The organism is Phormidesmis sp. 146-33 (assembly GCF_052939515.1).
This window is the reverse complement of sequence record NZ_JBJPHU010000015.1, coordinates 75,607-88,759: the sequence shown is the minus strand read 5'-3', so window position 1 is coordinate 88,759 and position 13,153 is coordinate 75,607. Positions and strand designations below refer to the sequence as shown.

Annotated in this window: 15 protein-coding genes; 8 read left to right on the top strand and 7 right to left on the bottom strand. The window is 48.6% G+C overall.

The window, feature by feature from the left end; genetic code table 11:
* Nucleotides 1–86: 86 nt before the first annotated feature.
* From ACJ2PR_RS08820 to ACJ2PR_RS08805, 4 genes are all read right to left on the bottom strand, one after another.
* Nucleotides 87–848, bottom strand: a complete 762-nt coding sequence (locus tag ACJ2PR_RS08820) for a DUF928 domain-containing protein (protein ID WP_446876753.1) — start codon at nucleotides 846–848, stop codon at nucleotides 87–89.
* A 106-nt stretch (nucleotides 849–954) separates the two neighbouring features.
* A complete protein-coding gene (locus ACJ2PR_RS08815; RefSeq protein WP_446876752.1) occupies nucleotides 955–2,913 on the bottom strand; it encodes a CHASE2 domain-containing protein in 1,959 nt (652 codons plus the stop codon).
* 24 nt (nucleotides 2,914–2,937) lie between these two features.
* Complete coding sequence (locus ACJ2PR_RS08810) at nucleotides 2,938–3,606, bottom strand: response regulator (RefSeq protein ID WP_446876751.1); 669 nt, start codon at nucleotides 3,604–3,606, stop codon at nucleotides 2,938–2,940.
* Between the two features lie 286 nt (nucleotides 3,607–3,892).
* Nucleotides 3,893–4,792 carry a LysR substrate-binding domain-containing protein gene (locus tag ACJ2PR_RS08805; protein WP_446876750.1) on the bottom strand — a complete coding sequence of 300 codons (900 nt, stop codon included), beginning with the start codon at nucleotides 4,790–4,792 and terminating at the stop codon, nucleotides 3,893–3,895.
* 125 nt (nucleotides 4,793–4,917) lie between these two features.
* Here ACJ2PR_RS08805 and ACJ2PR_RS08800 point away from each other — a divergent pair, with 125 nt between their 5' ends.
* Both ACJ2PR_RS08800 and ACJ2PR_RS08795 read left to right on the top strand, forming a co-directional pair.
* Nucleotides 4,918–5,571: a cysteine hydrolase gene (locus tag ACJ2PR_RS08800; RefSeq protein ID WP_446869495.1), complete on the top strand. Its 654-nt coding sequence runs from the start codon at nucleotides 4,918–4,920 to the stop codon at nucleotides 5,569–5,571.
* Between the two features lie 28 nt (nucleotides 5,572–5,599).
* A complete protein-coding gene (locus ACJ2PR_RS08795; protein ID WP_446876749.1) occupies nucleotides 5,600–6,469 on the top strand; it encodes an SDR family oxidoreductase in 870 nt (289 codons plus the stop codon).
* Nucleotides 6,470–6,827: 358 nt separating this feature from the next.
* Here ACJ2PR_RS08795 and ACJ2PR_RS08790 read toward each other — a convergent pair whose 3' ends face one another.
* From ACJ2PR_RS08790 to ACJ2PR_RS08780, 3 genes are read right to left on the bottom strand one after another with little or no spacing between them, the layout of a single operon-like run.
* Complete coding sequence (locus ACJ2PR_RS08790; protein WP_446876748.1) at nucleotides 6,828–7,475, bottom strand: Uma2 family endonuclease; 648 nt, start codon at nucleotides 7,473–7,475, stop codon at nucleotides 6,828–6,830.
* A 46-nt stretch (nucleotides 7,476–7,521) separates the two neighbouring features.
* Nucleotides 7,522–7,758, bottom strand: coding sequence for a hypothetical protein (locus tag ACJ2PR_RS08785; protein ID WP_446876747.1), 237 nt, complete (start codon nucleotides 7,756–7,758; stop codon nucleotides 7,522–7,524).
* Nucleotides 7,759–7,766: 8 nt separating this feature from the next.
* Nucleotides 7,767–7,922: a hypothetical protein gene (locus ACJ2PR_RS08780; RefSeq protein WP_446859243.1), complete on the bottom strand. Its 156-nt coding sequence runs from the start codon at nucleotides 7,920–7,922 to the stop codon at nucleotides 7,767–7,769.
* Between the two features lie 77 nt (nucleotides 7,923–7,999).
* Between ACJ2PR_RS08780 and ACJ2PR_RS08775 the strand changes: the two genes are divergently transcribed.
* The 6 genes from ACJ2PR_RS08775 to ACJ2PR_RS08750 all read left to right on the top strand — a co-directional run bounded on the left by ACJ2PR_RS08775 (nucleotide 8,000) and on the right by ACJ2PR_RS08750 (nucleotide 13,126).
* Complete coding sequence (locus ACJ2PR_RS08775) at nucleotides 8,000–8,218, top strand: hypothetical protein (protein ID WP_446876746.1); 219 nt, start codon at nucleotides 8,000–8,002, stop codon at nucleotides 8,216–8,218.
* A 151-nt stretch (nucleotides 8,219–8,369) separates the two neighbouring features.
* Nucleotides 8,370–9,176: a HEAT repeat domain-containing protein gene (locus tag ACJ2PR_RS08770; protein ID WP_446876745.1), complete on the top strand. Its 807-nt coding sequence runs from the start codon at nucleotides 8,370–8,372 to the stop codon at nucleotides 9,174–9,176.
* Between the two features lie 226 nt (nucleotides 9,177–9,402).
* Nucleotides 9,403–9,561 (top strand): hypothetical protein, encoded by a 159-nt coding sequence (locus ACJ2PR_RS08765; protein WP_446876744.1) that lies wholly within the window; start codon nucleotides 9,403–9,405, stop codon nucleotides 9,559–9,561.
* Nucleotides 9,562–10,161: 600 nt separating this feature from the next.
* Nucleotides 10,162–10,881: an SDR family oxidoreductase gene (locus ACJ2PR_RS08760; protein ID WP_446876743.1), complete on the top strand. Its 720-nt coding sequence runs from the start codon at nucleotides 10,162–10,164 to the stop codon at nucleotides 10,879–10,881.
* A 182-nt stretch (nucleotides 10,882–11,063) separates the two neighbouring features.
* On the top strand, nucleotides 11,064–12,422 hold the full coding sequence (gene glnT / locus ACJ2PR_RS08755; RefSeq protein WP_446876742.1) for a type III glutamate--ammonia ligase: 1,359 nt from the start codon (nucleotides 11,064–11,066) through the stop codon (nucleotides 12,420–12,422).
* 401 nt (nucleotides 12,423–12,823) lie between these two features.
* Complete coding sequence (locus tag ACJ2PR_RS08750; protein WP_446869485.1) at nucleotides 12,824–13,126, top strand: zinc ribbon domain-containing protein; 303 nt, start codon at nucleotides 12,824–12,826, stop codon at nucleotides 13,124–13,126.
* Nucleotides 13,127–13,153: the final 27 nt, after the last annotated feature.

Here is a 13,153-nt window from a genome sequence, read left to right as displayed (position 1 = left end):
CCTGGGAGCGCTGTCAAGACTACCCGTTTCAGAGGTGATGAAGCTGTACCAGAAGAAGCTCTAATCAGGCGCAGATCTGGTAAGGGTCATTGCTGTTTGCGCTGCTTTGCAGATAGTGTAAGGGTTGCTTCAATCTGCTTTAGTTGATCGCTCCACTCCTTCCAGGTTTGCGCTTCCGAACTTGCAAGCGAATTTAGCAGATCTGAGATGGCCACCTGATTTTGAGGATTTGTGCGGGCTTCTGCCAGCGCGTCATACCACAGACCTGACTCAGCATACAGGTTGATCCGCTGTTGAGGCGTTTGAGTCGTCGTGAGTTGAGTTTGCAGGGCAGCACTGGGTTTGATGACTGCAATCTCTGCCGTTGCCACCACACTCATCGAGGGTGCTTTTGGGTTGCACACTAAGACGACTTGCCAGACATAAGATTGTCCAGTCGCCAACCCTGGCTGAGTTTGAGGCAACGAAACCTGCATAATTCCAGGCTGACTCTGCATCTCAGTGGTATGGAGCCTTTGACCCGTCGCTGTAAACAGTCGAAATTGCAGCGGGTAGGACTGGCGATCGGGCACAAACCAGACAAAGGTAGGATGCTGAGAAGTCGTTTGCCCAATATGACTGAGCGGTGCGAGTGGAGTCAATCCAACCTCTGGGCGGCGTTCACTGCGCGGATTTCCACTAGAATCACAACTACCTCCACGAGTGGTATTCGTGCCAGTCCCCTTGGGTGTGGAAGGCGTTTTAGGGGGACGATATTTTGCGATGGCTGCTGGCGCAACCCAGAGCAACAGACCAAACACAAAACTAGCTATCAGGGCATGAGTTCGAGTTCTCAGCGAGTTAGTCATAGCGTAAAGTTCTCTATGATTACTTTCTACAATAGGTGGAAATGGACAAGCTGACCAAGAGACTACCTGTAAGCTTTGATTGCGGGAAAGTGCAATGTCTGGGTCATTACCAAAACCACCTGTGGTTAGCTGACCATACTAACTCACACACCGTTCCTCTTGGTTGGTTTGGGTAGCGCCGAAACTTCCCACTAAGTTGCTTTGCCAGATTGTTTGCTAGTTGGGTTCCCAGTCCCGAAGTTGGGGGTTTGGGGGATTCTGATACATCCAGATCACTGGAATGATTCATTCCATTATCGATGACTCGAATGATCTGCTGGTTTTCTTGTTGGGTACAAATAACGGTGAGGCGAGTGGCTCCTGTCGCATGTTTTCCCACGTTGTAGAGGGCCTCTTCGAGAAAGCGGCACAGTCCTCGTTTGTGTTCTAGTCGCAGGTTGCGAGTGTTCAGCGGATCGAATTGGACAATTTTGGATTTGAGTGGTTTGAGGTGAGGGAGTTCTTGTTCTAAGGTGTTGCAGTAGACTTTGTAGAGCAACTCATGCAGCGGAGCTTGTAGGGCAAGTTCGATCGCGCTTCCTAACTGCAAGTGAGGCTTGGTATCAATTGTCTCTCGCTGCACTGAGCCATAAATCGCTCGTAGTTCCTGGCTCAAGCGCTGCAAGTCTGGCAGAAAGGGTGGTGGTGTTTCTTGAGATTGAGCCGTTCTGAGAATCTGAACCAACGTTTGCAAGGGGCCGCTATGAATGGCATTAAAGGTCTGTTCGATCACAAACTGACGCTCCTCCAGTCGCAGTTGCAGTTCTTGTTCACGATGGTAAACCAGGGCTGCGGTTAAGCCAGTTCCATTGAGCACCAGAATTAGCAATACTGGAACGATCGGCACCCACCACCCTAAAATAATTAGCCCGTAGCTGATTCCAATCAAACTACTACAGAGAATGATTAGCCCAAAAAGGATTTTCCAGGGCGATCCTTCGGAGCTTCGCGGAGCGAATCGCAATAGCCGTCCTAGACTCATGCCTAACAATCCCCATGCCACAATCCACCCTAGTTCCCATCCCGTCGCCCAAACCTGAAGTAGCGGTCGCTGATCCAGCACTGCACTGAGGATTTGACTGATTGCATGGGCTTGCATTTCAACCCCGTAAACTCGCCCTGGATTGATACCTGCGGTTCCTTCGGAGTTGCGCTCTGCGCTCAACGCACCCGAACTTGCGAGATCTTTGGCACTCAAAGACATCACACCCACAAGCACAATCTTGCCCCGCAGCCACTCTCGATTGACTCCCGACTGAATCTGGGCAAGAGACAATACCCGAAACGGCGTTGCTCCACTGCGAACATTGAGCATAATCTGATTGCCGCCTGCATCGGTGTTGACATATCCGCCAAAATTGGGCTGCACTCTCGTTAGTTCAACTTGACCCAATCGCATGGCATCGGGGTCACGCATTCCATTCTCTAGCTCAATTCCCTGGGCAGCAAGATATTGCTCTGCAAGGCGAATGGTGAAGGAAAAGCGATAGTCTTGCTGTAAGTTATGAGTGCCCAACAAACTACGGCGCTGAAAGCCATCGGCATCTAATACAGCATCGGCAAAGCCTACTTGTTCGGAGGGTAGAGTAGGCGGCGGTGCGACAGTGAAACCACTGCGATCGGGCAGAGCGATCTCGACTCCAATCACGTTTTTGTGGGTGCGAAACACCGATGATAATGCGGCATGACCGGGTTCGACGGGCACATCTCGCACAATATCCAGTCCGATCGCCCTGGGTTGGTAAGTTTGTAATCGCTGGATGACATCGGCAAGGACGCGATCAGGAATCGGGTAGGTGCGAGTGCGCTGAATGTCTTCCTCAGTGATGCCCACAATCACAATGCGATCGTCTTGCGGTTCGGGTGGACGCAGCCGGAGAAATTTGTCCAACGTGACTAGTTCCAAAAACTGAAGCGACCCTGTTAGCCGAGCCAGGATTACCCCAACGATCACCACAAGCCCTGGTAGCACTCCTCGCCACCAATAGCTTGCCTCAGTTTTGATTTCACCAAAGAGCTTGGACATGTATTTGAACCCAATTTAGAATTCTTAATCCAGAAGTCCTTCTTCTCGTGCCCGCAACTCGGTTTGAATTCTCAGGTTCTTATTGTCATGTGGATATACCTCCAACACATCTCGAATCTTTGTCCAATAGTATTGCACTGTTCGTTCTGAGACATTCATGCGTTTGGCGATCGCGGTATCTTGCAAGCCTTCCTGAAATGCCAACTGTAGTACCTGCATCCAACCCGGTTTAAGTTGTACGCCGTTGCGGATTTCTTTGGGCGTATAGGTTCGCTCTCGTAGTGCCCAATCGACCATTGTTAGCATATCCTTCGCGGGTTGGCTTTTATCAACGACCGTGAATCCGCCCAGGTGACTGTCGATCGATGGTTTGAGCCAGACCAGTGTCCGAACGTGGGCGCTTTGTACCACAAGGTTCAGATGGGGATATTGTCCCATTAAAGTTTTGAGCAGTTGAAGTCCGGAGTTTGCCTGGGCAATGTCTCCGATCGTGTCTGGCATGACTAGATCTACAATCACCAGATCAGGGTGAGTTTGTTCGACCTGCCGTAGAGCTTCCTGCGCGGTCGAAGCGGTGAAGATTTCCGCCTCTGGATACTCCTGCTTTAAGATGCCAAGGGTGCCACCTAACACAAGGGCATGGTCATCCACCACTAAAAAAGTTTGTTTCTCTGTCTGAGGGATTTGGGTCATGGTCAGCGACAAGCGGGGACTAGTGCAGTTCAACGTGCAACTTCGTGGGAACAAGCTATCTTCCTACAATAGGCGAATCCTTTCGATCGCGCACTGCGTTTGTCAGTCAAATCAGGTTGTGGAGACGCGCCGTTAAGTTTGCGATAAAGCGCAATCGAGTTTGCTCAATGTCTGCAAGATCTTCAAGAATCCCACTGTTGCAACAAAGAGTTTGAGGAAGAAAAGAGTTTGAGGAAGAAATGTTAGGCACGATCGCGACTGAGCCGAGACAATTCACTCAGACAATTCACTCAAGGGACTTTCCTGCAACAAAATCTAGAAAAGCACGAACTTTTGAGGATAGATAAAGGGAGTTGGGACAAGTAACATAGAGCGTTTTTTCCTTTGCTCTCCATGTCGGCAGAATTCGGGTGAGCTTGCCTGCTTCTAGTGCTTCTATCAGAATGGTTTCTGGCAAGTATGCAATTCCTGCTCCGGCGATCGCTGCCTGTCTTGCCAAAATTAAATCATTGACCACCAATTTTCCTGACACTTTCACGGTTTCAATCGTTTTGCTTGAGTTGATGAATTGCCAGTCTGCATGATTAGGCTGCGATCGAGAAGACAACACCAGACAGCAATGTTGGATTAAATCTTGTGGAACTTTCGGCTCTCCAAACTGCTGTAAATAATTTGGGCTGGCACAAACCCAATAAGCAACCTGCTTTACCGCCTTTTGGACTTCCTGAAAAGATTCACTCAGATCAGCCTGCCACCGAAAAGCAACATCGAGGCCCTCAGTCTTGAGATCAAGGCTCTGATTACTCAGCAAGACCTCAATCTCAACCTGATCATACTGCTGCAAAAATTCAGCTACCCACTCGCCCAAAACGGTCATTCCAAAGATCAAAGGAGCCGTAATTCTCAAGGTTCCCTGCGGCTTAACCTGTAATGAGGCAATGGCTTGATCTGCCTCTACAATTTCACTTAAAGCATTGCGACAGCGTTGAAAATAAAGGTTTCCAGCTTCTGTCAAATACAGCTTGCGAGTCGTGCGATGGATGAGTTCTATCCCCAAACTTGCTTCTAGCACAGCGACTTTGCGGCTCACGGTTGCTTTGGGTAGTCCTAATTCTCGCGCCGCTTGGGAAAAGCTACGACATTCCACAACTTTGACAAAAATAGATACAGCATTCAGGTCTGGCATCGGCAAGATTGTTCCACCCAAGAAACAATGTGTTTCATATTAGCAGTCTAGTCATCCTGATGGAGCGATCTTATACTGCTAACGAAGAACAGAACTGATGCTGAAAACTGATAAAAAGAGTCAGTATGGAACAGATTTTTGGGCTAAACATTCCGCAAACGCTGCAAGAAGCGTGTCATCCTCAGCGAGTCGCTTTGCTGGTCTATGACATGCAAATCGGCATTCTCAATCAACTTCCTCAAGAACGCGCACAAAGCATTACTACTCAGGTGCTTACTGTGTTAAATGCAGCTCGCGCGGCTGGAATTCGCATCTTTTTTAGCCGTCATTTGTCGTTACCCATTGAGGCAGCAGGAGTGTCTCAACTGCGATCGGCGATGGCATGGCAGCGTGTCACTCATGTTCAAGAAGTCAAGCCCTGGTTTCTTAGAGATGCGCCAGGATTCCAACTGATTCCAGAACTCTCACCCCAGCCGTCTGAAGTCATCTTTGACAAAATCACGATGTCAGCCTTTGAGAGCACATTTTTGAGTCTGGCGCTGCGAGATTGTGGCATCAATGCAGTGATGATCGTGGGCATTGCTATGGAAGTTGGGATTGAACCTACTGTCCGCCACGGATCTGATCTCGGTTTTATTCCAATCATTGTGAGAGATGCGTGCGGAGCGGGTGATGAAGTCGCGGCTCAACGGTCTTTAGCCAGCCTTGAATTTGCGGGAGATGCCTGGATCACAGATGTTGCAACGATAGGCAGCATTCTTAAGCAGCACTCATTCTAAAAATTTCCTGACTTAGAGGAGAACTTTGATGACGATCTTAGTCACTGGCGCAACCGGAAATATTGGCGGTGAAGTCGTTCAGGCTTTGCTCAAACACAACATTACCATTCGAGGATTGGTGCGCGACCCGCAAAAAGCCTCAAATCTTGTTGAATCAGGAATAGAACTCGCGATCGGTGACCTATCCCAACCCGAAACCTTGAATGCAGCTTTGCAAGACATCGAAACCGCATTTTTGGTGTTGCCTAATCTGTTAAATCAAGTCGAGCTTGAGTGTGCATTCATTGATGCGGCAAAACGGGCAGGCATCCGGCAGATTGTCAAACTTTCTGTGATGGGAGCAGGCGAAATCTCTAGTACCTTTCAGCAATGGCATCGTCAGATTGAAGAACATTTAGAACAGTCAGGCATTGCCTGGACACACCTTCGTCCAAATATGTTGATGCAAAATATGCGTTGGTTTTCTCAAACAATTGCCCAAACTGGCTGTATCTATAATTGCGTTGGCAACACCAAAATCTCTCATGTAGATGCGCGGGATGTGGCAGCGGTCGCAGCAGTCTGTCTAACAGAATCAGGACATGAAAACCAGAGCTATGTATTGACGGGTGAGCAAGCGATCGCCTTCGACGAGATTGCGGATATTTTTGCAGAAGCACTGGGGCGGACTGTCCAATATGTTGATCTTCTACCCGCAGACCTGAAAGCTGCTCGACTCGCAAATGGAGAACCAGAATGGTATCTGGACGCTGAGTTAGAGCTATTTGCGGCTTGGAGGCGAGGTGCGGGGTCTGCGGTAACTAGTACTGTTTCCGACCTAAGACATCATCCCGCGACGACTTACAAAGAATTTGCTCAATACTATGCTCAAACCCAGTTCAACTTCGATTCCAGGTGATTTGCACTCGATCGCTAGACTTCCTGCACGAATCATAGATGCCCTCCGACTGCTCTTGCGAAGCTAACATTAACGCCAATTCGATGAACGCTTCGCTTCGCTTTCAGATCCGGGAACGCCCCCTGAATCCCCCACGAGTGAGGGACTTTGAACCAGAGATCTTGCCCGAAAGTCCCCCAAAATTGGGGGGTTGGGGGGCAGAAGCGTTGAGTAACGAAGCGGAAAACCTTTGTCGAATTCACGCTAACATTAATCGCCAGGTATTCTTCTCGTTAAACTCAAAACTTGGTAGCACAGTTTGAATCTCCGATCGAGTCAGAGAAGTAGGGTGCGGAGTCATCTTTACCGTGAAAGTTGCTCATTGTTGGTTAGGCTGACGAACTTGAGTTCTGAGGTCTCGAAGCATTTGGCTGGTTCCCTGATCGATTGCGCGTTGTACGAGTTGCGGGATGAGCATTGTGATGGGCAAATCGGGAAAGGTGAGGCTGTTGGAAGATTCAATGTAGCTGTTTCCGTCGAGCAGGTTGATTTTTAGCGTTTGATTGCGGTAGATCCAAATTTCAGGAACGCGCATGGCTTGATAAGCTTTGACGGTTGTAATTGAGGTGACATCGGATTCGATCGCAAGGTCGGGCGGTGGGTAACTATCTAAGTCTAGATTAGTGCAGCCTCTAACTTGATCGACGTTTTGAATGTAGAGACAGGTATCGGGTTCAACGCCTGCGACTTCGGGACGCTTAAGGGTGGTGGAGCCGAAATCTTCCCAGTCGCGTCCCTGAATGTCTAGAAGCACTTTGATGATGTCGGCAATGATGCGGTGAGGGCGTTCGTGAAGAGCTAGCGGGGACATGATTTCTAGAGTGCCTTGATAGTAGGCGATGCGGGTGTTGCGCTTCTCACCTAGTTCAGCAAGGAGCGTTTCAAAGTCTTGCCAAGAGAGGTTGTGAATGCTGACTGTGCTGCCAGGGGCAAGTTCGATCTCTTTGATTGGAATAGCAAGTGTCATGATGTCAACTCGTTTTCTAAAGTTAGGAATGCTATCTGTGATGAGATCAGCGATCGCGCAAACTACCCCAAATTTCATCAGGATTGATCTCGATGCCTTCTGCCTGCATCTCGGCGCGGAGGCGTTCGACACTTTCCCAGAAATTTGATTTGGGTGTAGGAGGTTGATGGCGTTCGATTTCGTGTTCGATCGCTTGAATGAGAAAGGATTGCAGGTTTTCGGGATTGCCTGCGATTGCTTGGGCTAAGAGTTTGGGGGGAAGTTGAAGAGTGATGGGTCGCATAGTTGTCGTCAGAAGTTATGTGGGATAGCGACTTTGCCTTGAATCGGTGAAATATTGGGGTCGTCCTCAATTTCCAGTGTAGTGCTGACTTCAGTTTTGATGAGAAAAGGGGGCTGATAGAAGCCTGCAAGGTCGAGCAACGGAGAAATAACGACCAATTTCACGACGACTATGAAAAAAGAAGGGATCACTGGGATTGAGTCGGATGCCGAAGCTTTGTCGAAGATCGGTGAGTGTTAGAGTGCAATCACTTAGTAGTGCAATTAGACCGCATGCCCAGGTCGATCGCCTCACTCCTGCATTGCCAGAGAAAGCCTTTCAGGGTGAACTTGTGCCGCAAGACCCAAATGATGAACCTGCATCAGTTTTGCTAGAACGGATTCGGAGCGAACTCACGGCAACCAAAGCTAAGAAGCGCGATCGGGGCAGTGCGTCTCCACTGTTTCCAAACCTTCCATAGCCCCAGTTGTTATGCTTACTCGAAAGGAAACCTAGCCCTCACAGCTCTCCTTCATTTTGAAACCGCGAGCTTTCTTGTCCAAAGTCTAGAGTTCAAGGTTCAAGCTCAAATTCACGCTAAAATCCTTTCACAGTCCACCTTCATTGTTTGTATGTCTGACATTCCTCCTGGCGAACAACTAACCCCCGCTCAAGCTGTTATTAACTTGCGATCGCCTGACCTGGGTTTGCGCGTTTATGCGGCCTGGTGGTTGGGTAAGTTTCGGGTGGAGGAGCCAGGAGCGGTAGAAGCTTTGATAGAGGCGCTAGAAGATGAAGCCGATCGCACCGAGGCAGGAGGCTATCCCCTGAGACGCAATGCAGCGAGAGCTTTAGGAAAATTGGGTGACCAACGCGCCGTTTCTGCCTTAATTCAAAGTTTGGCTTCTACTGATTTTTATGTTCGAGAAGCCGCTGCACAATCGTTAGAAATGTTGGGTGATGGGCGCAGTATTCCAACTTTGATTCAGTTGCTCAAGAATGAAATTTTGGGGACGGAGGCTTCCCCGGTTAGACCTGACTATCCGCAACCCTATGACGCAATTTTGGAAGCATTGGGGACACTGGGCGCGATCGAAGCAATTCCTCTCATTCATCCCTTTCTAGAACATTCTGTTGATCGCGTTCGCTATTCGGCGGCTCGGGCCCTTTACCAATTGACTCATGAAAATCAGTATGGCGATCGGTTGGTCACGGCGCTCAAAGGGGCAGATTTACAGCTTCGTCGATCGGCACTGGCAGACTTGGGAGCAATTGGGTATCTTCCGGCAGCAGACGCGATCGCGCAAACTCTGGCCGAAAATAGTCTAAAACTCATCGCTCTCAAAGGTTTGCTCGAACATCAGGTGCGTAAAAGTGGGCTTCCCAACTTGTCAGAAGGAGCTATTCACGTCATGACCTTGATGGATTCACTACTCTAAAGCTGTCCAAAAGTAGCGTATTTGAAGAGGTTAATAAGAGGAGGCTTTGAGGGTGGAACTTCTGCGGGTTACGCAAGAGTTCAATCACACTTAATCTTCTCAAACCTGGCTCCTACAGGCACTTCCACGAATTCAAATTTTGCTAAGAATTTAGCTTGGACTAAAATTGGACTAAAAATTAAGGCTGTTTTTCAAGGTGAGATTCCTTGATACTGGAAACTTTTCCTTGAAAAGGATGGGTCAAGTGCGATCGCTCCCTTCAACATTCAGCCTCACTCAACACACTCTATCAGGGGCTAACCAATCCATCGCTTTAATTTTTTTGAGATTAGAAGGTCAGCGATCGCTGCAAATCACCCCGCACTTTTCTCAATTTCCGCTCTAAAATCTTTTGTCTCTAAGGTCTCATTTGAGATTCGCCTTGAGTCCAGGTTTAAGTCTCATACTAGACAAGCGAGATAAATTTTTCATTCAGGCAGACCAAACGTTGGTGAAGCGATCGGAAATAACCCAGTTCTGTTTATTCCATTCAAACCAATTGAGTACAAGCTCGACTTGACCTTTTGTAACTAAAATTTGTTTGTCTCTAGTATCTCATATGAGACTCGCTATAAGTCCAATATTAAGTCTCAGATTAGATATAAGAGACAGACGATTTGACCTCGATCTACCTTCAGCACAACTGGAATTGGTTATCTCACATTCTTATCTGAGACTTATTATGAGTCCCAACTCAAGTCTTGAATTAGACAAATGTGAGCGATGCTATTTCCCATCGTGTCAACGAGACGGACTCATCACAAGAATTTAGAAATCGACGATCGGACAAGCTGAGAATGACGATCGGAGTTGTGTTCTAGCCATCTGCAAACGCTTTAGAAATAGAAGACACTGTGACCCGATAGCCCGTTTTGCCAAAGCCTTTAACGATCCAATTCAAAACACTTCTTTCCTCAACGCTCATCGCTTATGGAACTCCTTTTGATTGGCGGCGATCGTACTCCCGCAACCTCCCACAAAACCACCCGTCTCATCGATCCAGCCACCGGAGAACCCTGGACAGAAGTCGCAGCCTGGCATTGGTCGCGAATCAGCGCTGTTATTTGCTCAACAAGGAGCCGCCGTCGTCGTTTGCGACCTCAACGAAACCTCCGCAGCCGAAACCGCTACCCTGATCAAAGCCACAGGCGGCGAAGCAAAATCAGTGCGATCGGATGTCTCCAAAGCCGCCGATGTCCAGGAAATGATCGCCACCGCCGAAGCCCACTACGGACGATTAAACATTCTCTTCAACAATGCTGGCATTTTTCACCCTCAAGACGGCTCTGTTTTAGAAACCGAAGAAGACGTGTGGGATCTAACCCTGAACGTCAACCTCAAAGGCGTATTTCTCGGCTGCAAATATGGAATTCCAGCCTTACAGAGAGCAGGCGGCGGTTCAATCATCAACACCGCATCTTTTGTCGCCCTCATGGGAGCAGCCACCCCCCAAATCGCCTACACAGCCAGCAAAGGCGGCGTTCTTTCTCTGACCCGCGAGATAGCGATCGAGTTCGCCCGCCAAAACATTCGCGTCAATGCCCTCTGTCCCGGCCCCGTCGAAACACCCCTACTCAACGAACTGCTTTCAGACCCCGATCGCCGTCAGCGTCGCCTAGTTCACATCCCCCCCCGGACGCTTCGCCAAACCCCAAGAGATGCGTAGGTTCAAATAAGCGCATTTTGCATAAAAATTGGTGCGTTCCTCACAGCTCAACACAGACTACGATTTATTCAATTTGTAGTCGATCGACGTTTGAGAAAACAATCCCTTCAGCATTGCCAGACCTATTGTAACCAGCGTTCATCTCACCAATCACCTCACTGATCATATACCCTTCCAAACCTATGAGCCACGACTCTAATTTAGAACGACAGCAACTAAAAACCACCCTCGAAAAACAAGGCGTAAAGTATGCGATCGCCAGCTTTGTCGATATTCATGGCATGTGCAAAGCCAAAATGGTGCCACTAACCCACTTCGACCAGATGATGCAGGGTTCAGAATTATTTACAGGAGCCGCATTAGACGGCGTTCCGCAAGCTGTAAACGATGAAGAAGTCGCCGCAATGCCCGACCCCGCAAGCGCCACCATTCTCCCCTGGAACTCAGAAATGGCCTGGTTCGCCAGCGATTTATACCTACAGGGCAAACCCTTTGAAGCCTGTTGTCGCAGCATCCTCAAATCCGTTTTACAACAAGCCGCAGACAAAGGGTTTCAGTTTAATCTCGGCATCGAAACAGAATTCTTTATCCTCAAAGACGAACCCGGAAAAGCCATTCCCGTCAGCGATCGAGACATCCTCGACAAACCTTGTTACGACCTGCAAGGACTACTCGACAACTACACCTGGGTCGATGAAATTGTACAAGCCATGAATCATCTCGGTTGGGATGTGTACTCCTTTGACCACGAAGACGGCAACGGTCAATTTGAAACCGATTTTGCCTACGCAGACGCACTCACCATGTCCGATCGCCTCACCTTCTTTCGCGTGATGGTCAAAGAAATCGCCCGCAAGCATGGCTACTTTGCCACCTTTATGCCCAAACCATTCGCCAATCGCACAGGCAGCGGGGCCCATTACAATATGTCGCTGGCAGACCTCAAAACCGGAGAAAACTTATTTAGCGATCGTCAAGATTCCCGCCACTGTGGATTATCAAAATTAGGCTATCAATTCATCGCAGGCGTACTCCGTCATGCCCCCGCCATTTGTGCCGTCATCGCGCCCACCGTCAACAGCTACAAACGCCTAATCGCACGAGGCAGCATGTCAGGCTTTACCTGGGCACCCATCTACATCTGCTACGGCAACAACAACCGAACCAACATGCTACGCATCCCACTAGGTGGAGGACGAGTAGAATGCCGCGCCGCCGACATCTCAAGCAATCCATACCTGGGAGCGGCCATGATTCTCGCAGCCGGATTAGAAGGCATTCAAGAAGACTTAGATCCCGGTGAACCCCACACCGAAAACATGTACACCTGCACACCAGCAGAACTCGCCAACATGGGAATTAAAACACTCCCGCGAACGCTAGGAGAAGCGATCGAAGCCTTTGCGATCGATCCCCTCAGTCAATCCGTTATGGGATCACTAATGCATAAAACCTACATCGATTTCAAAACACAAGAATGGTTTGAGTATCACAATCACGTATCCGACTGGGAAACCCAACGCTATCTAAAGTTTTTCTAAATCAGATAACTCAAGCAATCTTCCAAAAAGAGCAATGCCACACCAGAGCATCCAGTCTAGGTCTGTAGCCTTCCTGATTAGGCAAAAGAATAGCTTCTCCATCAAATGCTCTTGTACCAAATCAACCAACAAATGATACTCATAAAAAATCAGTTAATTAACCGATTTCTATCTCTTAGATTTGAAAAGAACCTATCAGGGAAGCCGTTTCAAAGTCCCCCAAAATGGGGGATTTAGGGGGCGAGGATCTGTATCAGTAACTAGTGGATTTGGTATTAGCGATCGCGTATTCTCCAAAGCGTCTTCATGAACGCGATCGGGCGGAACTACAATTCTGTAACGATCGCTAATGCCAAACCAACCTCGATCAAAAGCCCAATGATGATTTTTGCAGACGGGATTTGCTACTAGATGCCAAAACCGATCGCCCCTCAAATGAAAGAAAACTCATCATCGTAGACCGCTGGTTTCCATCGAGTAAAGCTTGCTCGAATTGTGGAGCCAAAAAAGAAGCACTCACCCTCTCTGAGCGCATGTTCACCTGTGAGCATTGCAGATTCAGTCTTGACCGAGATTTGAATGCGGCAATCAATTTGAAAAACGCGGGAAGCCATCCCGTGTCAGCCTGTGGATCGGGTGAAGCCGACTTCTCCGAGTTGAAGCAGGAAGATTTCAGTTTGTTAGCAAACGTTAGTAAATTATGAGCGGTACAAAGTAAAGAGTGTTATCGT